This window comes from Streptomyces sp. NPDC091972 (assembly GCF_044756385.1).
Lineage (GTDB): Bacteria > Actinomycetota > Actinomycetes > Streptomycetales > Streptomycetaceae > Streptomyces.
The window spans coordinates 385,958-405,019 of record NZ_JBIVSV010000002.1 but is presented as its reverse complement, the minus strand read 5'-3'; the positions used below and the strand labels follow the sequence as shown (position 1 = coordinate 405,019).

Genomic DNA, 19,062 nt, shown 5'->3' with positions numbered 1-19,062 from the left:
CTACGGCGTGACCTTCTCGATCTTCACGCTGCCGACGCCCGCGACCGTGCCGCGCGCGTTGACGAGGCTGACCTGGCCGAAGAACTCACGGCCCTCCGGAGCGGGCGCCAGGGCGGTGACGCTGCCGGAGACGGTCGTCGAGGCGCCCGTGGCGAGCTTCACCGGCGCGTCGGAGACGGTGACGGTGCCCAGGGCGCCGGAGAAGAACACGTCCTGGTAGTCGTACGCCGTGGAGCCGGCCGGGACCGAGTAGCCGACGACCTCGATGGTGTACGTGCCGGCGGCGGGCGAGGCGACCGAGACGGACTCCTCCGAGTCACCGTCGGCGGACGAGCCGACCACGGTGCCGGCCGCGTCGTAGACCGCCAGGTCCAGGTCCGCGGCCACGTCGGAGACGTTGCCGATGGCGACGTCGAGCGACTTGGCGCCCGCGGGCACCTCGACCGTGGTGGTCTGGGTGGCGCCCTCGGCGATGGTCGGGCGGGCCGTCTTGGACGAGCCGAGCGGGCCGCCGGCCAGCTTGCCGTCGATCGCGGCGAACTTGTTGGTCACCTTCCAGGAGGCGGTGGCCGGGGTGCCGACCTTGGCCTCGGGGACGGTCACGGTCTCCGGGTCGAAGGCCGCGCCGTAGACGGCGACGTCCAGCTTGTACGGGTTGTCGAGCAGCGGCGAGGTGCGGCGCGACTCGACCTCGATCTCCCAGACACCGGCCTGCGGGTCGGCGTAGGAACGGGCGTCCGGCTTGCAGCCGTTGCCGTCGAGGTAGTTGTTGTAGCAGTACGGGGTGCTGGTGTTGTCGACCGGGACGCCGTAGGGGTGGAGGGCGATGAAGCGGGTCTGGCTCTTGTCCTTGAGCCCGCCGATCGCGACCTCCAGCGACTTGGCGCCCGCGGGCACGGTCACGAAGTACGACTGGCTGCTGTTGCGCTGCACGGTGTTCGACGCGGTGTAGGTGTACTTCACCGGCGCCGAGACGACGACCGTGGTCAGGACCTGCTGGTCGATGCCCTCGGTCTTCGGGTCGTCGACGACGAGGATCGCGCTCTTGAGGCCCGCGGACCTCGGCTGGGCCTGGACCTTGACGGTCACCGGCTGGTTCAGCGGGAGCCGGATGTCGTCCTTGCCGAGGATCCGGAAGGTGTCACCCGCGTTGTTGTGGAAGTGCAGGTCGTGGCGGAGCGCCTTGTCCGCGCCGGACGTACGGGTGATGGTGACGTCGTACGTCTTCTTCTGGCCGGCCTTCAGGCCGCCCTCGCGGTCGTAGAGGCCGGTGCCGTAGCCCGGGGTCTTCAGGAGCTGGTCGATCGCGGTGTCGACCGGGGCCTTGACCGTGTAGTCGTGGGCGGTGGCGCCGTCCTTGATGGAGTCCCAGGCGTCCACGATGTCGATGAGGCCCGCGCCCTCCTCGTACGCCTGCACACCCTTGATGTGCTTGGCGGTCGAGGTCAGGGCGGTGCGCAGGGTGGCCGGCGTCAGCGCGATGTGCTTCTGCTTGGCGGCCGAGATGAGCAGCGCGGAGGCGCCCGCGGCCTGCGGGGAGGCCATCGAGGTGCCCTGGAGCATCGAGTAGCCGGCCGGCAGCGAGTAGCCCGCCTCGGCGACCGGGGAGCCCGGCAGCCAAGTCTGGGTGGTGTTGATGGCCGCGCCCGGGGCGGACAGGGTCGGCGTGAAGCCGCCGTCCTCACGCGGACCGCGCGAGGAGAACGGCATCATGGCGTACGACTTGGTCACCTGCGAGCCGTAGTTGGCGGCCCAGGTCGCCTTGGAGATGGTCGCGCCGACCGAGATGACCTTGTCGGCCAGGCCCGGGTCGCCGATGGTGTTCGCGCCGGGGCCGGAGTTGCCCGCGGAGATCACCAGCTGGACACCGTAGGTGTCGATGAGGCGCGTGTAGAGCTCGGCGCGCGCGTTGTTGCCGTCGTTGAGCGCCGGCAGGCCGCCGATCGACATGTTGACGATGTCGACCCCGCGGTTGACGACGAGGTCGATCATGCCCTCGGTCAGCGCCACGTTGGTGCAGCCGCCGGTCCAGGTGCAGGCACGGGAGGAGACGAGCTTGGCGCCCGGGGCCGCGCCGTTCATCTTGCCGCCGAACAGGCCGTTGGCGGCGGTGATGCCGGCCACGTGGGTGCCGTGCTCGGACTCGATGACGCCGATGTTGACGTAGTCGGCCTTGCTGCCCGCGGCGTCGTAGACGACGTCCTTGCGGATCTCGACGACGAACGGCTGGCGCTCGGCGACGTCCGTCGCCGGGTTGTCGGTGCCGAACCAGCCCACCTGATGGCCGTCCTTGTACGGCTTCATCGGGGTGTCGTCGGCGAAGTCCTGGTTGTTGTTCAGGTCGACCCGGACGGTCCCGGCGGCCTTGTCGTACAGCACGCCCCAGGTGTCGGTCGTGTCGCCGTCCCGGTTCGCGTCGCCCTTGGCGTCGCCGCCCGTCGTCGCGGCCTCACGGAACAGGTTGACCTGGTACGACCCGGCGGGCGCCGTCCAGGTGCGGCCGTCGAAGGTGAAGCTGGGGCCGGAGACCGCGGTGGTCATCCGCCGCCAGGTGGCGTCGCCGTCGGAGACCGGGTCGGTCGCCGTCACCCAGTCGACGATCTTCCGCTCACCGGTGGTGGTCTTCTGCAGGGCCGGGTGGCCGAGGTCCACACCCGAGTCCAGGATGCCGATGGTGACCCCGCGGCCGTCCGCCTTCGGGTGGTCCTCCACGAAGTCGACGGCGCCGGTCTCGAAGGACGGGTTGTACGGGTTCGTCGCGGGGGTCTTCTTGCCGGGCGCGGGGTAGGTCTTGGTGCCCTTGCCCGCGGCGCCCTTGGCGGTGTCGGCGCTCGGCGTCGGGTCGTCCAGCGGGATGTCCTGCTTGACGTCGATGCCGTGCACGGAGGAGAGCTTCGCGGCGGCGGCGATGGCCGAGTCCGCCTTCGCGGTGGGGACCGTGGCCCGGACGTAGCCGAGCTTGTCGTAGGTCCGGCCCACCAGGCCGCCCTTGACCGCGTCCAGCTCCTCGGCGACCTGCTCGGTCCTGCCGGGGGCGGTGGCGACCATCAGCGTGATGTTCTTCGCGCCGTCGGCCTTGGCCTCGGCGAGCGCGTCGGCGTCGTCCGAACCGAGCTTCTCGTCGGCGGACTTGAGGCCCGGGTCCGAGGTCGCGGGGGTGGTGCCCGCGTCGGCGGAGAAGGCCATGGGTATCGGACCCGCCGCGGAGAGCGCGGCGACGAGTCCGGCGGCCGCGGCTATGCGCGCCACACGTCTCGCGCCCGATATCGGAGCGCGCTGGGGGGTGAGGGTCATCGGCATCCCTTGTAGGTAAAGGAACGAGCGGGTGTGTGACCGGGATCGATCGGTCCTGGCCACGGCGATCCGGAAGAAGACCCCGGATGACCGCCCAGCTTTACGCATGGGAAGGATGTTTAGGGAGAGTTGACCGAATCGATATGGCTGTATGGGGAAAACCCCCGATGCCCTTTGCGGACATCGGTGAAGAGGCGTAAGAAAGCGGTCAATTCACCCTGACGGTCTCTTGGGTGGCTCTTTCAGGCCGTCCCCGGGCGCCCTTCCGGTGCCCCTCAGGCGTCCTTGCTGCGCGCGTAATGCCGGGACGCCTTCGCGCGGTTGCCGCAGGTCGCCATCGAGCACCAGCGCCGGGTGCCGTTCCTCGACGTGTCGAGGAAGTGGAGCACGCACGACTCGTGGGCGCACGACCTGATCCGGTCCGGGGCGGTGCCGAGCAGCGCCAGGTAGTCGCGGGCGGCGAGCCAGCCGGGGCCCCAGGCGGGGTCGCTCAACTCGGGCCGCTCGACGGGCCCTTGCGGGGTGAGCGCGACCCGGACCCGCCCGTGCTCCAGCACCGCGTCGACCAGCGGCGCCCCCTCCTCCAGTGACCCGTCCACCGCCGTGCGCAGGGCCTCCCGGGCCTGCCGCAGGTGCCGCAGCATCCGGTCGTCGGGGGTGTGCTCGCCGCCCAGTCCGGCCGAGTCGAGCCACACCGCGAGCCCGTCGACGTCGGTGAGGAGGTCCTGGAGGGTCCCCTCGCTCATCCACCGCGTGTTGAGGAGGTCGAGGGCGAGCGGTTCGCCGGTGAGCGGGCGGGGGTCGCGGGGGGCGGGCATGCGGGGCTCCCTTCCGTGCTAACCGGTCAAGCCTACGTGACTGGTTGCACTCCCCGCTTCTAACCCTTAAAGTCCATCACAAGGGTTAACCACCGGGTTGCCCAAGCTGAAGGGGACAGCCGTGACCTTGCGCACCGGCCACATCGGCCTGAACGTCACCGACCTCGACCGTTCGCTCGCCTTCTACCGGGACGTCCTCGGCTTCACGCCCCTGGCCGAGGGCAAGGAGGAGGGCCGCCGGTACGCCTTCCTCGGCGACGGCGACACCCTCGTCCTCACCCTCTGGCAGCAGGCGGAGCAGCCGTACGCCCCCGACCGGGCGGGACTGCACCACCTGGCCTTCCAGGCCGACTCGATCGAGCGGGTCAGGGAGTACGAGGAGGCGCTGCGGGCGTACGGCGCCGACTTCGCCCACGCAGGGGTGGTCGCCCACCGCGAGGGCGCGGCGTCGGGCGGCATCTTCTTCCACGACCCCGACGGCACCCGCCTGGAGATCTCCGTACCGGAGGGCGCCGAGGAGGCGCCCGCGCCCTCCGGCGCGGCTCCGACCTGCGGTTTCTTCTAGCCATGGGCGTCTATCACGCGGGCTCGCGGGCCGTGCAGGACCGGGTCGGGGTGCGCGAGCAGGCCGACCACGTGGGCCGCTCGGTCGGCCGGGGCATCCGGGAGGTCGCCGCAGCCTTCCTGGAGCTCCAGCCGCTGCTGGTGGCCGGTGCCGCGGACCCCTCGACGGGCCGGGTCTGGGCGTCCCCGCTCACGGGAGCGCCGGGCTTCGTACGGGCGACCGGCCCGCACCGCGTCTCGGTCGCGGGCGGATGGCTGCCGTCCGACCCCCTCGCGACGGCGTTCACCACCCCCGGCACCCCCGTCGGCACGATCGCCCTCGACCCCCGCACCCGCCGCCGGATGCGGCTCAACGGCCGACTCGGGCCCACGGCAGGGGGGTTCGCGATCGAGGCCGACCAGGTCTTCGCGAACTGCCCGAAGTACCTCCAGAAGAGGCAGTCGTACGAGGTGGTGGCCGGCCGGCGCCGCGGAGACACCCTGCACGGCGGTGAACTCACCCCCCGGCAGGCCGAGTTCGTCGCCGCGGCGGACACCTTCTTCCTGGCCTCCGTGCACGGGGGCGGCGCCGACGTCAGCCACCGGGGCGGCAACCCGGGTTTCGTGCGCGTCGACGCACCGGGGGAACTGAGCTGGCGCGACTACCCGGGCAACTCGATGTTCCTCACCCTCGGCAACCTCGCCGCGGACCCGCGGGCCGGCTTGCTGTTCCTCGACTGGACGACCGGCACGGTCCTCCAGCTGACGGGCGAGGCGAGCACCGAGTTCGGTCCCGAGCGCAGGGTCCGCTTCACCGTGCGCGAGACCGTCGAGACCCCGTCCGCGCTGCCACTGCGCTGGTCGGCGCCCGAATACTCCCCGGCCAATCCGGTCCCGGCGGGCTAACTTGGCGGTATGCGCGCAAAGTTGAGGGTGGCGGCCTACGCCGTGTGCGTCCGTGACGGACAGGTCCTGCTGGCCCGCTGGATCGACCACGGCCGGCCACGGTGGACGCTGCCCGGCGGCGGCACGGAGCACGGCGAGGACCCCTACGACACCGTGCTGCGGGAGGTGGCCGAGGAGACGGGCCACCGCGTCGAGGTCACCGGCATGCTCGGGGTGCGGTCGGCGCGCTTCCCGGAGCGGCGCCGCTTCGGCCGCACCGTCGACGCCCACCACGTGGGACTCCTGTACGAGGCCCGGATCACCGGAGGCGAACTGCGCTTCGAGGTCGGCGGCTCCACGGACATGGCCGCATGGCACGACCTCGACGCGGTACCGGAGCTGGAACGGGTGCCGCTGGTCGACTTCGGCCTGCGGCTGTGGCAGGAGCGGCCGGTCACCGGACGGCCCGGGGGATAGCTGTCCTACCCCGGAAGATGAACACGGAGTGACCGCCCCCGGACCGTTCGACGAGCGCTCCTGAACACACGGGGTGGGCCAAGATCCACGTACGGTGATCGGCGCTGCGCGTTGCCGTCTCGTTCACGCGCAGGTCATTCCCGGTGCCAAGCATCCAGAGCGAGCGGGTGGTTCGCGAGCGCGAGCCCCCGCGACCACTGCCGACGCAGTTCGCACTCGGGGAGATCGCGCCATGTCGCGCACACGCTCTGTCGCCAGCACCACGCCGGCGGTCCACCGCCGTACCGTCCTCGCCGCCGCGGGCGCGGCCGCCGTCTCCACGGGCGTCGGCTACGCCCTGCGGCCCACCGACAGCCAGGCCGCGACGGCCACCGGGGCCGCCGAGGCACCGGTGGCCCAGACCGTCCACCGGGCCGCCGCACCGGCCGCGGCCCCCCTCGCCCCGTACACCCGCGGCACCACCGTCGCCTCCGTCGCCGCCCCGCGCACGGGCTCCGGCTACCGGCGCCTCGGCGACGGCCCCGGCTGGAGCCGCACGGTGCGCTCCGAACTCGCGGCCCCGAAGGCCGGGCGGGCCGGCCGCCGTACCGCGCTGGCCGCGTTCGTGCAGCTCACCGACCTGCACCTGATGGACACCCAGCACCCGCTGCGCCTGGAGTACCTGCGCTCTACCGACGTGCACGCCTGGCGGCCCCAGGAGGCGCTGACCGTGCCGGGCGCGATCTCGCTCGTCGAGCGGATCAACGCGCTGCGCGGCGCCCCCGCCACCGGCGCCCCGCTCCAGTTCGCCATGACGACCGGCGACAACACGGACAACAACAGCCACACCGAGCTCGACTGGTTCCTGACCGTCATGAGCGGCGGCAGAATCATCCCCAACTCCGGTGACCCGCGGCACTACGAGGGCGTCCAGAACAGCGGCCTCAAGCAGTACTGGCAGCCCGACTCGACCACCCGAGACGCCGACAAGCAGCGCGGCTTCCCGCATCTCCAGGGCTATCTCGCCGCCGCCGTCCGGGAGTTGAACAGCCCCGGCCTCACCGTCCCCTGGTACTCCACGGTCGGCAACCACGACAGCCTGCCGCTGGGCTGCTACGGCCACGGCGACTCCTGGCTCGCCGAGTACGCCGTCGGCGGCAAGAAGCTGATGTCGCTGCCCCCGTCCGAGTCGAAGAAGCTCCAGGACATGATCCGCAAGGCCTCCGACCCCCAGGGCCACGCCTTCCGCGACCTGCTCAAGGCGTACGCCCGGAGCATGCGCTCGGTCACCCCCGACGAGCGGCGCGCCCCCTACACCGCCCGTGATTACCTCAGGGCCCACCTCGACCCCGCACACCGCGGCGCCGGCCCGGTCGGCCACGGCTACTCCACCGCCAATCTCGACGAGGGCACCCAGTACTACAGCTTCCGCATCGCCGACGACGTCATCGGCATCAGCCTCGACACCACCGACCCGGGCGGCCACTACCAGGGCTCCATGGGCACCCGGCAGTTGCGCTGGCTGGACCGGACGCTGCGGGAGAACAAGGACTCCTTCGCCGTCGTCTTCAGCCACCACACCAGCGACTCGATGACCAACACCCGCCCCGACCCGGCCCACCCGGGCGAGCGCCGGCACAACGGCCAGGAGGTCGTCGCCCTCCTCACCCGGCACAGCAACGTCCTCGCCTGGGTCAACGGGCACATCCACCGCAATGTGATCACGGCCCACTCCGCCCCCGGCGGCCGCTCCTTCTGGGAGATCTCCACCGCCTCCCACATCGACTTCCCGCACCTGGCCCGGGTCGTCGAACTGGCCGACAACAAGGACGGCACGATCTCGGTCTTCACCACCCTGATCGAGTCCGCGGCCCCCCACCGCACCGACTTCACCGACCTCTCCCAGACCGGCCTCGCCGCCCTCTACCGCGAACTGGCCTACAACGCCCCCGGTTCGAGCGACAAGCTCGGCGGCGCCGCACAGGACCGGAACACGGAGCTGGTCCTGAAGAAGGGCTGAAAGCGGCTCAACCCGCCTGATCCACCTCAACCTTCCCGGTCCGGGCCGAGTCTCTCCCGCCGATCACGCTCGCCGAGCGTGCCGGAACAGGGGGAAGACATGACCGTACGCACGACTGTGGCGCTCGGGGCGAGTGCCGTGGCACTCGCGACCGGCCTCGCCGCCCCGGCGACGGCGGCCGGGTCCGACACTCATGCGGCGACCCGGCAGGCCGTCCGCGCCGCCGTGAAGGACGGCGTGCCGGGGGTGACGCTCACCGCGAGGGACGGGCGTGGCACCTGGTCGACCACCGCCGGCGTCGGCGACCTCAGGACGCACGCGCCGCGTTCGGCGGACGACCGCTACCGCGTCGGCTCCATCACCAAGACCTTCGTCGCCACCGTGCTGCTCCAGCTGGAGGCGGAGGGACGGCTGTCGCTGGACGACACGGTGGAGAAGTGGCTGCCCGGCACGGTCCACGGCAACGGCCACGACGGCGGCCGGATCACCCTGCGCCAGCTCCTCAACCACACCAGCGGCGTCTTCGACTACACCTCCGACGACACGTTCGGGCGCACGTACTTCCTCAAGGACGGTTTCCTCGCGCACCGCTACGACACCCAGAGCCCCGGGCAGCTGGTCGCCATCGCCATGGCCCACCGGCCGGACTTCGCGCCCGGCACGTCCTGGAGCTACTCCAACACCAACTACGTCCTGGCCGGCATGGTGATCCAGCAGGCCACCGGACGGACGTACGGCGAGGAGATCCGCCGCCGTGTCGTCGTCCCGCTGCACCTGAGCGCCACCTCGGTCCCGGGCACCCGTGTCACCGTGCCCGAGCCCAGCAGCCGGGCCTACTCCAAGCTCGCGCGGACGGCGACGGGACCGACGTACGACGTCACCGAGCTGAACCCGTCCCTCGCCTCCTCGGCGGGCGAGATGATCTCCGACGCGGCCGATCTGAACCGCTTCTACTCGGCCCTGCTGCGGGGGAGGCTGCTCCCGCCGAAGCAGCTCAGGGAGATGAAGACCACGGTGACCGTCGACGAGATCCCGGGGGCCGGTTACGGCCTCGCCCTGATCGACCGCGAGCTGAGCTGCGGGGTCCACGTGTGGGGCCACGACGGCGGCATCCACGGCTCCTCCTCCGTGGCCGTGACCACGGCCGACGGGCGGCACTCCCTCGCCTTCAACTTCAACGGCGACTGGTCGGGGGACACCGACGCCGTGATCGAGGCGGAGTACTGCGGCCGGTAGGCGCGCCGCCGTCGCACACACACGAGGAGGGGCCACGGCTCCCCGGTGCCGTGGCCCCTCCTCTCCCCTCCTGGTCCCGCCCCGGTCCGTCACTACCGGGGCAGCACCACGACATAGGCGGCGGGGTCCCGGTCGCCCGAGGCCATCAGGGCCGTACGGACCACCGTCGCCTGCTGTTCCATCGAGTCCCGGAGCTTGCGCGGGGTGATGTGGACCACCGTGATGCCGAGCCGCTCCAGGTGCTCGCGCTTGCGGGCGTACTCGGACCACAGGGCGTCGTCGTCCTGCCGATGGCCCTGCCGGGGTGCCCGGGTGTCCAGCTCCACCGCGACCGCCTGCTCCGGCCAGTACGCGTCCAGGCCGCCCAGGTGGGGGCCGCCCGGCAGCCTCAGGTCGACGTTCCACACCGGGTCGGGCAGGCCGTACTCCGTGACCATGCGGTACAGGCGGTCCTCCGCGATGGCGCGGCCCTCGGCGAGCAGGGAGTCCACCGCGTCCACCACGTGCGGGCGGTTCAGCAGCTTGGCGTTGGTCAACTCCCTTACGACGGCTGCCGGTTCGCAGTGTCCGCCGCGCACCGCCTCGGTCAGCAGCCGGCGTACCGCGCCCGCGTCCGTCAGATCGGTGACCGCGTCGGCGAGGGCGCGCGGCACCGGGGCGACCGGGACGCCGGTGACCTGTTCGGCGGCGGGGAGCGCCGAGGTGCGGACGATCCGCGCGCCGCCCGTCGAGCGCAGCCGCCGCAGCCTCGGGACCAGGACGTCGATCCGGTCCAGGGAGGGCAGCGGCGGTGTCGAGCTGAAGCCGTGCAGCGTGAGCGCCGCGAGGCCGGTGATCATCGCCTCGGCGTACACCGGCCGGTGCGGCTCCTCGGCGCCCGGCTGCACGGGGACCCCGGCGCTCTGCTCCCGTGCCGCGTACATCAGCACCGCGTGCAGCCGCTCCTCGCTGGTCGGCGGGCCGGGGTGGAGCAGGAAGACGCCCGGGAGGATCTGCTGCCAGGGGCCGCCGGGCCGGCACTGCTCGTTGGCCTCGGCGACCGAGACGCCGGTCGCGCGCAGCCGGCCGGCCGTCACGACACGGCGGTGCACCTCGGAGAGGTGACGCAGGGGGCGGGGGGAGAGCGGGGGGACCGGGGTGTTGTGGTTCATGCAGCGGAGATTCCCGCCTCCGGAGCGCCCGATAACCGCTGTTACACGCTCGTCGACAAATACGGACAAGGCAGTACTAAAGGACGGATGTTCGGGTGCCGAGTAGGCGGCGAAAACCCCTGGTCCATTCGGGTGGGACCAGGGGTTACGGCTCCGATTGACCGTATTTCGTAACGGCTACCGGACGCCCAAGCTCAGGCCAAAGGTCAGTGTGTGTTGACGGCGTTGACGGCCTGCGCGTCGCACTCCTGCCCCCGCAGTGCCCGGGCCAGATCGTCCCGCCCCTCCAGCACCAGCCTGCGCAGCGCCGGTGCCGCGTCCTCGTGGGCGGCCAGCCACGCGTCGGCCGCGTCCAGCGTCGCCCGCGAGTCCTGGAGGGAGGGGAACAGCCCCGAGACGATGTTCATCGCGATCTGGATCGAGCGCTCCCGCCACACCCGCTCGATCACCGCGAAGTACTTCTGCGTGTACGGCTCCAGCAGGCCGCGCTGGGAGGGCTGGCCGAACCCCGCGATGGTCGCCTCGGCCAGGGCGTTGGACAACGCGTCGGACTCCACGACCTGCGCCCACGCCTGCGCCTTCACCGCCTCGGACGGCCGGGCGGCCAGGCAGCGGACCTGGTGGCGCTTGCCGGACGCGGTGTCGTCGCGGGCGAGCTCGGCGGCCAGCGTCTTCTCGTCGGCCACCCCCCACACCGTCAGCGGCTGGAGGAACGCCCACCGCAGCTCCTGGTCGACCTCCAGCCCCTCGATCACGGACGTGCCGTCCAGCAGGCCCTGCAACAGGTCGAAGGCGGCGGGGCCCTCGGCCGTCCGCGCGAAGAACCGCGCCCACGCCAACTGCTGCTCGCTGCCCGGCTCGGCGGCCAGCAGCTCCCGTTCGGCGCCCTCGGCGAGCAGCCGCGCACCCGGCTCCCGCCAGTCGGGCGCCACGTAGTGCACGAGGGCCGACTCGGCCCAGGCGTGCAGCATCTGCAGGACGCCGATGTCGGACTCGCGGCCCGCGAAGCGCAGCACGATGGCGATGAACTCCCTGGCGGGCAGCAGCGCGTCCCGGGTCATGTTCCACAGCGCCGACCAGCACAGGGCGCGGGCGAGCGGGTCGGTGAGGTCGCCGAGCCCCGCCTTCAGGGCCTCCAGGGAGCCCGCGTCGAAGCGGGTCTTGCAGTACGTCAGGTCGTCGTCGTTGACCAGCACGAGCTCCGGCGCCTCGGCACCGGCCAGTTCCGCCACCACCGTGCGCGGGCCGTCGACGTCCGCTTCGGCGCGCGCGTACCGCTCCAGGGCCCCTTCCGGCGTACGGCGGTACAGGCCCACCGCCACCCGGTGCGGCCGCAGCTCCGGGTGCGACTCGGCCGCCTCCTGCACGACGGCCAGCTCGTCGACGCGTCCCTCGGCACTCAGCAGCACCTGCGGGGTCAGCGAGTTGACCCCGGCCGTCTGGAGCCAGGCCCGCGCCCACGCGCCCATGTCCCGGCCGCTGGTCTCCTCCAGCACGGACAGCAGGTCGCCGAGACGCGTGTTGCCGTACGCGTGCCGCTTGAAGTAGCGCCGGGCGCCCTCCAGGAACGCGTCCTGGCCGACGTAGGCGACGAGCTGCTTCAGGACCGAGGCGCCCTTGGCGTAGGTGATGCCGTCGAAGTTGAGCTTGGCGTCCTGGAGGTCGCGGATGTCGGCGGTGATGGGGTGCGTGGAGGGCAGCTGGTCGGCGCGGTAGGCCCAGGCCTTGCGGCGGTTGGCGAAGGTGATCCAGGAGTCCTTGAAGCGGGTCGCGCCGACGTTGGCGAAGGTGCCCATGAAGTCCGCGAAGGACTCCTTCAGCCACAGGTCGTCCCACCACACCATGGTGACGAGGTCGCCGAACCACATGTGGGCCATCTCGTGGAGGATCACGTTGGCCCGGCCCTCGTAGGAGGCCCGGGTGACCTTGCCCCGGAAGATGAACTCCTCGCGGAAGGTCACCAGGCCCGGGTTCTCCATCGCGCCGAGGTTGTACTCCGGCACGAACGCCTGGTCGTACTTCCCGAAGGGGTACGGGTAGTCGAAGTGCTCGTGGAAGAAGTCCAGGCCCTGCTTGGTGACGAGGAACACGTCGTCGGCGTCGAAGTGGGGGGCGAGCCCCTTGCGGCACAGGGCGCCGAGGGGGATCTCCAGACGGGTGCCGTCGTCGAGGACGCGCTCGTAGGAGTCCGTCACGTAGTGGTAGGGGCCGGCCACCACACAGGTGATGTACGTCGAGATCGGCTTGGTCTCCGCGAACCGCCACACCCCCTCGCTCCGGGAGCCGGCCCCGTTGCTCCACACCGTCCAGCCCTCCGGCGCCCGCACCTCGAAGCGGAAGGGCGCCTTGAGGTCCGGCTGCTCGAAGTTGGCGAAGACCCGGCGGGAGTCGGCCGGCTCGTACTGCGTGTAGAGGTAGACCTCGCCGTCCTCCGGGTCGACGAAGCGGTGCATGCCCTCGCCGGTGCGGGAGTAGGCGCACTGGGCGTCGACGACCAGTTCGTTGTCGGCGGCCAGGTCCTCCAGGGCGATCCGGGAGCCGTCGAAGACCTCGCCGGGGTCGAGGTCCCGGCCGTTCAGCGACACGGCCGTGACGCTCGGCGCGACCAGGTCCGCGAAGCTCGTGGCCCCCGGCTCGTTGCACCGGAAGCGGATCGTGGTCACCGAACGGAAGGTGCGCGGACCGTCCCCGGGCTCGTCCCCGACCGCCGAGCGCAGGTCGAGGGACACCTCGTACCCGTCGACGGACAGCAGGGCGGCCCGCTCCCGGGCCTCGTCACGGGACAGATTCTCACCGGGCACGGCGATGCTCCCTCGGATGGTGTTCAGCATGCGGACAGGCCCGATCCTGCCATGTGCCCCTGACATCGGTCAGCCGGGAATGGGGTGGGCGGCGGCCGGTGTTGCCGGGGGAAACGAACGCTCTTCTAGGAGACCCATGTCCGAGACCGCGAACGCCTCCGGCAAGACCCCCGTCGACTTCTGGTTCGACCCGCTGTGCCCGTGGGCCTGGATGACCTCCCGCTGGGTCCTCGAGGTCGAGAAGGTCCGGGAGATCGAGGTGCGCTGGCACATCATGAGCCTGGCGGTGCTGAACGAGCCGAAGCTCGACGAGCTGCCCGAGGAGTACCGCGAGCTGCTCGAGACCAAGGCCTGGCAGCCGATCCGGGTGGTCACCGCGGCCTGGCAGAAGCACGGCTCCGACATCCTCGGCCCGCTGTACACCGCGCTCGGCACCCGTATCCACAACGAGGGCCTGGGCCCGACCCGCGAGGCCGTCGAGGGCGCCCTGGCCGACGTCGGCCTGCCCGCCGACCTGATCGAGTACTTCGACCAGAAGGACTTCGAGTTCGACGCCGAGCTGCGCGCCTCCCACAAGGAAGGCATCGACAAGGTCGGCCAGGACGTCGGCACCCCGGTCATCGCGGTCCCCGGCGCCGACGGCGAGCAGATCGCCTTCTTCGGCCCGGTCGTCACCCCGGCCCCCCAGGGCGAGGAGGCCGCCCGCCTCTGGGACGGCACCCTCGCGGTCGCCTCGGTCCCGGGCTTCTACGAGATCAAGCGCACCCGCACGAAGGGCCCGGACTTCAGCAACCTGTAGTCATTTCCCCGGCTCGGGGAAGGTACCGCCGTCGTTCACGTCGCCCAGCCGCTGGTAGCGGCGGCAGCCCTCGCGTGAACAGCGGCGGTACGAGCCCAGCCGGGCCCACTTCGGCTTGTTCTCCCGGACGTATGCCTTCTCGGCGTCGTTCCTGAGCGGTTCGAACTCCTCGGACGAACCGCAGTTCTTGCAGGGCATCTTCGTCATGTGACCCCCGATGGCCCGAGGCCGGCTGCCTCGGCCCTGCGAGCGTAGGTCTTCGCGGGGCCGGGGCGGCAGCCCGGAATCGGTCCCGCCGTGTCGTCAGCGCCGTGCCCGCGCGCGGGTCTCCTCCAGCCGGTTCAGGTGCTCCTCGTACCCCTTCGCGTAGTACGACGCCCGCCCCGCATCCGGCTCGACGACCGCCGTCGGCTCGGTCCAGACTCCCGCGTCCAGCGAGATGCCGAACCGCTCCGCCGCGGCCAGCACCGCCCCCCGGGCACCCACCTCGCCCTCCACGACCCTGAGCGGCCGCCCGAGAACGTCCGCCAGCAGCTGCATCCAGGCAGGGCTGCGGGTCCCGCCGCCGCACACCGCCAGCGACCCCGTCAGGCCGGCCGCCTCCAGACAGTGCCGGGCCGCGTACCCGATCCCCTCACAGGTCGCCCGGACGAGATCCGCCTTCGTCGTCTCCAGCGACACCCCGCTCAGCTCGGCCCGCAGACGCGGCTCGACGAAGGGCGCCCGCTCCCCGGAGGGAGCGAAGTACGGCAGCACCCGCACCCCGTGCGCCCCCGGCGGGGTCGACGCCAGCAGGTCGTCCACCTCGGCGTGGGTGACGCCGGTCGTGGACAGCACCCAGTCCAGCGCGGCCGTGCCCACCATCGCCGGCATGGCCCGCAGCCGGTGCCCGTGCCGGTCGGTGGAGATGTACAGCCCGGCGGGCTCACCGCTCAGGTCGAGCTCGGTCGTCGCGACCAGCGCGGCGAGACAGGTCCCCACGATGAGGAGACCGTCCCCCGGCTCCGTGACCCCCGCGCCCAGCGCGCACGCCGGGAGGTCGTACGGCCCGTTCGACAGCCGCGTCCCGGCGGGCAGCCCTTCGCCGCGCGCCTCGCCCGTGCTGATCGGATCCCCGATCGAGGGCAGCAGCCGCCGCCGGCGGGTCAGTCCCAGCAGCTCCACGACCCGGTTGTCGTACGACCGGGTCCGCGGATCGAGGAACGGCATCGACGCGTCCGACACGTCCGTCACAGCGGGCGCCGCGCCCGTCAGCCGCTGGAAGACCATGTCCTTGCAGTACACGGCGCTCGCGGCCGAGTCGAGGGACTTCGGGTCGTACCGGTCGAGCCAGGCCAGCAGCGGCCCCGGCGAGCCGGGGAACATCGCGCCGCCGGTCCGCCGGAACACCGTCTCGAAGGTGCCGTCCGCCAGCCACTGGTCGAGCAGTTCGTGCGCCCGCCCGTCCATCCAGGACACCGCGGACCGCACCGGCAGCCCCTCCCGGTCGACCAGCCACACCCCGTCGCCCTGCCCGGTCAGCCCGGCCAGCTCCACCGGCTCCGGCACCCGCCCGGTCAGCCCGGCGAGGACGGCGACGACCGCGTCGTAGACCTCCGCCATGTCCTGCTCGACGTGCCCGCCGTGCAGGGAGAGCTCCACCGGGCGTGACTCGACGGCCAGTTGGCGTCCCTCACGGTCGAAGGCGGCGGCCTTGACGACGGACGTGCCCACATCGATACCGACGTACATACAGATTCCCTCCTACGACGTCACGTCAGGCAGTGCGCCAACCGCTCTCCCCGCGCCCAGCGGCCCACCTCCTCCGCCGCGATCCTCGCCGCCTTCTCGGCCACCGCGCGGCTCGCCCCGCCGAGGTGCGGGGTCAGGACGACCCGGTCGGCCAGGGCGCGCAGCCGGGAGTCCGCGGGCAGCGGTTCGTGCTCGTAGGTGTCCAGGGCGGCCGCCGACAGCCGACCGGCCTCCAGGGCGTCGCACAGTGCGCTCTCGTCGACGAGCGGGCCGCGGGCCACGTTCACCACGACCGCGCCCTCGGGCAGCAGGCCCAGCTCGCGGGCGCCGATCAGACCGCGGGTCTCGGCGGTGAGCCGGGCGTGCAGGGTGACCGCCCGGGAGCGGGTGAGGAGCTGGTCCAGGGAGTTCACGCGCAGGCCGTGGATCTCACCGCGCACATAGGGGTCGTACACCATCACCTGCGCCCCGAAGGCGCACAGCACGCGGGCGACCCGGCTGCCGACGGCGCCGTAGCCGACGAGCCCGACGGGCAGGTCCTCCAGCTCCAGGCCGCTGTGCTCGTAGGTGTAGTAGGCGGCGCCGCCCTCCCAACTGCCCTGTGCGGCGAGGAGGTCGTGGGCCTGCGGGATGCGGCGCAGGGCGGCGAGGAGCATGCCGACGGTGAACTCGGCGGTCGCGGCGGCGTTGCGGCCGGGCGCGAAGCACACCCGGACGTCCCGGGCCTTGGCCGCGTCGAGGTTCACGTTGACCGGGCCGCCCCGGCACACCACGACCAGCTTCAGCCGGTCGGCGGCGTCCAGCACCCGTTCGGTGACCGGGCCCATCTGGGTGACGAGGACCTCCGCCCCCGCCAGCGCCTCGATCAGCTCGTCCTCGGCGTCGCTCGCCTCCGTCACCTCCGACACGGGCCCGAAGGGTTCCAGGGGCCAGCCGAGCGTCAACTCCGTCGTCACCGCGGCGATCGCGCCCAGCTCGGCCTCGACGGCCCTGGCGATCAGCCCCGGCAGCACGAAGTGGTCGCCGGCCGCCACGACACGTACGGGATCGGTCCTCCGGGTCATCGTCGACCTCCGAGTCGTCGCTTCACTGAGACGATGTTGGGCCGCGGATCCCGGGTACGCATAGACCCCGTGCGGGTGGGAGGCCCCGATGACCGGTATGACAGACGAGAACGAGACGGCGTGGCTGGGGATCGACCTCGGCACGCAGAGCGTGCGCGCACTGGCGGTCACGGCCGGCGGAACCGTGCTGGGCCGGGGTTCCGCCCCGCTCGGCGGCCGGCGCGAGGGCGTGCGGCACGAGCAGGACCCGGGGGAGTGGTGGGAGGCGGTGCGCACGGCGTCCCGTGCAGCGTTGTTCACCCTGACGGGCGTACGGATCGGCGGCGTCGCGGTGTGCGGGACGTCGGGAACGGTCCTGCTGACGGATGCGGAGGGCCGGCCGACGGGCCCGGCGCTCATGTACGACGACGGACGCGCGGCGGACGAGGCGGCGCGGCTCAGGGAGGCGGGCCTCGCGGTCCAGGACACCTGGGCGCTGCCGAAGGCGCTGTGGCTCGCCGCCGCCCACGGCAGGGGCCGGGTCACCCATCAGCCCGACACCGTCACCGCCCGGCTGGTCGGCCGGCCGGTGCCCACCGACTCCAGTCACGCCCTGAAGACGGGCTACGACCTCCAGCGCGACGCCTGGCCGGACATCGCCCTCGACCTCCCCGAGGTCGTCCGCCCCGGCACCCGGCTCGGCACGGTCTGCCCGGCCGCCGCCGAGGCCACCGGCATCCCCGCCGGGACCCCGGTCGTCGCCGGGATGACCGACGGCTGCGCGGCCCAGATCGCGGCCGGCGCCCTGCGGCCCGGCTCCTGGAACTCGGTGCTCGGCACCACCCTCGTCCTCAAGGGGGCCGCCCCGGAACCGGTCCGGGATCCCACCGGCGTGGTCTACAACCACCGCGCGCCGGACGGGACCTGGCTGCCGGGCGGGGCGTCGAGCGTGGGCGCGGGCGCGCTGCCCGCGGACGCCGACCCCGTGGCCATGGACCAGCGGGCGGCCGCGTTCGAGCCGTCCGGCGCGATCGCCTACCCGCTGGTGTCGCGCGGGGAGCGGTTCCCGTTCCGCGCGCCGGACGCCACCGCCCTCACCCTCGGCACCCCGGCCGACGACGCCGACCGCTGGGCCGGCCTCCTCCAGGGCGTCGGCTTCGCGGAACGCCTGTGCCTGGACTACCTGCACCACCTCGGCGCCCCGCTCGACGGCCCCCTCACCTTCACCGGCGGCGCGGCCCGCAGCCCGTACTGGAACCAGCTGCGCGCCGACATCCTGGGCCGCCCGGCCCGAGTCCCGGAGCAGACCGAACCGGCGCTGGGAATGGCCGCGTTGGCGCTCCACGGCACCACGGGCACCCCACTGGCGGAGGCCGCCGAGCACATGGTCCGCATCCGCGCGGTCGTGGAACCCCGCCCGGACCGCACGACCCTCTTCGCCGAACCGTACGCCCGCCTCCTGGAGGAACTCACCGACCGGGGCTGGCTCCCGGCCCCGGTCGCGGCACACGCGCGTGACCGGCTGAACCGGGAAAACCAGCCCGGACGCCCGCTGACCTAGGGCCCGCGGGGCTGTGTCGATCTGCGGCTCCGCCGCGGGGCCCGACCAGCCACAACGGCGCCGCACCTACCGACTGGACCAGTTCATGACCACAGGCACGACCCTCCTCCTGACCCGCCACGGCCAGACCATCTGGCACGCCGAGAACCGCTACGCGGGCGTGAGCGACATCGGGCTCACCGACGAGGGCCGAGCCCAGGCGGAGGCGCTCGGGCGGTGGGCCGCCGTGCACCGCCCCGACGCGATCTGGACGTCGGACCTGTCGCGGGCGATCGCCACCGCGGAACCGGCCGCGCGCGCCCTCGGCGTCACCCCGCATCGGGAACCCGGCCTCCGGGAGTGCGACTTCGGGGTGGTGGAGGGCCGCACCCTCGCCGAGTTCGCCGCGGAGGTGCCGGACGCGGCCGAGGCCTTCCGCGCCGACCCGGTGGCGTACCCCTTCCCCGGCGCGGAGGACCCGGCGGCGGCCGCGGCCCGGGGCACGCGGGCACTGCGCCGCATCGCGGCCGCCCATCGCGGCGAACGCGTCCTGGTCGTCGCCCACAACACCCTGCTGCGGCTGGTGCTGTGCGCGCTGCTGTCGATCCCGCTCGGGGAGTACCGCAGAGTGTTCCCGCGGTTGCGCAACGCGGCGATCACCGAACTCCGCCTGCACGAGGACGGATCCGCCGCACTTCTCTCGCTCAATGTGCCGTGCGGACCGGGCAGGTCGTAGCACGATAGG

Annotated in this window: 15 protein-coding genes; 8 read left to right on the top strand and 7 right to left on the bottom strand. The window is 72.5% G+C overall.

Going from position 1 to position 19,062, the window contains the following annotated elements; all coding sequences use genetic code 11:
* Both ACIQJT_RS07085 and ACIQJT_RS07080 read right to left on the bottom strand, forming a co-directional pair.
* Positions 1-3,294, bottom strand: coding sequence for a S8 family serine peptidase (locus ACIQJT_RS07085; RefSeq protein WP_402640576.1), 3,294 nt, complete (start codon positions 3,292-3,294; stop codon positions 1-3).
* 275 nt (positions 3,295-3,569) lie between these two features.
* Positions 3,570-4,112: a CGNR zinc finger domain-containing protein gene (locus ACIQJT_RS07080; RefSeq protein ID WP_365450247.1), complete on the bottom strand. Its 543-nt coding sequence runs from the start codon at positions 4,110-4,112 to the stop codon at positions 3,570-3,572.
* A 121-nt stretch (positions 4,113-4,233) separates the two neighbouring features.
* Between ACIQJT_RS07080 and ACIQJT_RS07075 the strand changes: the two genes are divergently transcribed.
* The 5 genes from ACIQJT_RS07075 to ACIQJT_RS07055 all read left to right on the top strand — a co-directional run bounded on the left by ACIQJT_RS07075 (position 4,234) and on the right by ACIQJT_RS07055 (position 9,252).
* Positions 4,234-4,677 (top strand): VOC family protein, encoded by a 444-nt coding sequence (locus ACIQJT_RS07075; RefSeq protein WP_365450249.1) that lies wholly within the window; start codon positions 4,234-4,236, stop codon positions 4,675-4,677.
* A 2-nt stretch (positions 4,678-4,679) separates the two neighbouring features.
* Positions 4,680-5,561: a pyridoxamine 5'-phosphate oxidase family protein gene (locus ACIQJT_RS07070; RefSeq protein WP_402640573.1), complete on the top strand. Its 882-nt coding sequence runs from the start codon at positions 4,680-4,682 to the stop codon at positions 5,559-5,561.
* A 9-nt stretch (positions 5,562-5,570) separates the two neighbouring features.
* Positions 5,571-6,017, top strand: coding sequence for an NUDIX hydrolase (locus tag ACIQJT_RS07065; protein ID WP_402640571.1), 447 nt, complete (start codon positions 5,571-5,573; stop codon positions 6,015-6,017).
* 232 nt (positions 6,018-6,249) lie between these two features.
* Positions 6,250-8,016: a TIGR03767 family metallophosphoesterase gene (locus tag ACIQJT_RS07060; RefSeq protein ID WP_402640568.1), complete on the top strand. Its 1,767-nt coding sequence runs from the start codon at positions 6,250-6,252 to the stop codon at positions 8,014-8,016.
* A 99-nt stretch (positions 8,017-8,115) separates the two neighbouring features.
* Positions 8,116-9,252, top strand: coding sequence for a serine hydrolase domain-containing protein (locus ACIQJT_RS07055; RefSeq protein WP_402640566.1), 1,137 nt, complete (start codon positions 8,116-8,118; stop codon positions 9,250-9,252).
* Positions 9,253-9,344: 92 nt separating this feature from the next.
* Here the strand turns inward: ACIQJT_RS07055 and ACIQJT_RS07050 are convergent, their stop codons facing one another.
* Together ACIQJT_RS07050 and pepN are read right to left on the bottom strand one after the other, a co-directional pair.
* The gene (locus ACIQJT_RS07050) at positions 9,345-10,403 is read right to left on the bottom strand and encodes a hypothetical protein (RefSeq protein ID WP_402640564.1); all 1,059 of its coding nucleotides are present in this window, start codon (positions 10,401-10,403) and stop codon (positions 9,345-9,347) included.
* Positions 10,404-10,609: 206 nt separating this feature from the next.
* Positions 10,610-13,204 carry an aminopeptidase N gene (gene pepN / locus ACIQJT_RS07045; protein ID WP_402640562.1) on the bottom strand — a complete coding sequence of 865 codons (2,595 nt, stop codon included), beginning with the start codon at positions 13,202-13,204 and terminating at the stop codon, positions 10,610-10,612.
* Between the two features lie 136 nt (positions 13,205-13,340).
* Here pepN and ACIQJT_RS07040 point away from each other — a divergent pair, with 136 nt between their 5' ends.
* A complete protein-coding gene (locus tag ACIQJT_RS07040) occupies positions 13,341-14,003 on the top strand; it encodes a disulfide bond formation protein DsbA (protein WP_365450264.1) in 663 nt (220 codons plus the stop codon).
* Here the strand turns inward: ACIQJT_RS07040 and ACIQJT_RS07035 are convergent, their stop codons facing one another.
* From ACIQJT_RS07035 to ACIQJT_RS07025, 3 genes are all read right to left on the bottom strand, one after another.
* Complete coding sequence (locus tag ACIQJT_RS07035) at positions 14,004-14,210, bottom strand: hypothetical protein (RefSeq protein WP_402640559.1); 207 nt, start codon at positions 14,208-14,210, stop codon at positions 14,004-14,006.
* A gap of 96 nt (positions 14,211-14,306) precedes the next feature.
* A complete protein-coding gene (locus ACIQJT_RS07030; RefSeq protein ID WP_365450269.1) occupies positions 14,307-15,734 on the bottom strand; it encodes an FGGY-family carbohydrate kinase in 1,428 nt (475 codons plus the stop codon).
* Between the two features lie 20 nt (positions 15,735-15,754).
* Positions 15,755-16,798: a 2-hydroxyacid dehydrogenase gene (locus ACIQJT_RS07025; protein ID WP_402640556.1), complete on the bottom strand. Its 1,044-nt coding sequence runs from the start codon at positions 16,796-16,798 to the stop codon at positions 15,755-15,757.
* Positions 16,799-16,895: 97 nt separating this feature from the next.
* On the opposite strand from ACIQJT_RS07025, the gene ACIQJT_RS07020 reads away from it, so the two are divergent.
* Both ACIQJT_RS07020 and ACIQJT_RS07015 read left to right on the top strand, forming a co-directional pair.
* Positions 16,896-18,338 carry an FGGY-family carbohydrate kinase gene (locus tag ACIQJT_RS07020; RefSeq protein ID WP_402641333.1) on the top strand — a complete coding sequence of 481 codons (1,443 nt, stop codon included), beginning with the start codon at positions 16,896-16,898 and terminating at the stop codon, positions 18,336-18,338.
* 85 nt (positions 18,339-18,423) lie between these two features.
* Positions 18,424-19,053, top strand: coding sequence for a histidine phosphatase family protein (locus ACIQJT_RS07015; protein ID WP_365450273.1), 630 nt, complete (start codon positions 18,424-18,426; stop codon positions 19,051-19,053).
* The last annotated feature ends 9 nt before the right edge of the window (positions 19,054-19,062 follow it).

Bases quoted from the DNA above. Each gene is read 5' to 3' on its own strand.
- ACIQJT_RS07085 (WP_402640576.1), bottom strand. From the start codon at position 3,294: ATGACCCTCACCCCCCAGCGCGCTCCGATATCGGGCGCGAGACGTGTG.
- ACIQJT_RS07080 (WP_365450247.1), bottom strand. From the start codon at position 4,112: ATGCCCGCCCCCCGCGACCCCCGCCCGCTCACCGGCGAACCGCTCGCC.
- ACIQJT_RS07070 (WP_402640573.1), top strand. From the start codon at position 4,680: ATGGGCGTCTATCACGCGGGCTCGCGGGCCGTGCAGGACCGGGTCGGG.
- ACIQJT_RS07065 (WP_402640571.1), top strand. From the start codon at position 5,571: ATGCGCGCAAAGTTGAGGGTGGCGGCCTACGCCGTGTGCGTCCGTGAC.
- ACIQJT_RS07060 (WP_402640568.1), top strand. From the start codon at position 6,250: ATGTCGCGCACACGCTCTGTCGCCAGCACCACGCCGGCGGTCCACCGC.
- ACIQJT_RS07055 (WP_402640566.1), top strand. From the start codon at position 8,116: ATGACCGTACGCACGACTGTGGCGCTCGGGGCGAGTGCCGTGGCACTC.
- ACIQJT_RS07050 (WP_402640564.1), bottom strand. From the start codon at position 10,403: ATGAACCACAACACCCCGGTCCCCCCGCTCTCCCCCCGCCCCCTGCGT.
- ACIQJT_RS07040 (WP_365450264.1), top strand. From the start codon at position 13,341: ATGTCCGAGACCGCGAACGCCTCCGGCAAGACCCCCGTCGACTTCTGG.
- ACIQJT_RS07035 (WP_402640559.1), bottom strand. From the start codon at position 14,210: ATGACGAAGATGCCCTGCAAGAACTGCGGTTCGTCCGAGGAGTTCGAA.
- ACIQJT_RS07030 (WP_365450269.1), bottom strand. From the start codon at position 15,734: ATGTACGTCGGTATCGATGTGGGCACGTCCGTCGTCAAGGCCGCCGCC.
- ACIQJT_RS07025 (WP_402640556.1), bottom strand. From the start codon at position 16,798: ATGACCCGGAGGACCGATCCCGTACGTGTCGTGGCGGCCGGCGACCAC.
- ACIQJT_RS07020 (WP_402641333.1), top strand. From the start codon at position 16,896: ATGACAGACGAGAACGAGACGGCGTGGCTGGGGATCGACCTCGGCACG.
- ACIQJT_RS07015 (WP_365450273.1), top strand. From the start codon at position 18,424: ATGACCACAGGCACGACCCTCCTCCTGACCCGCCACGGCCAGACCATC.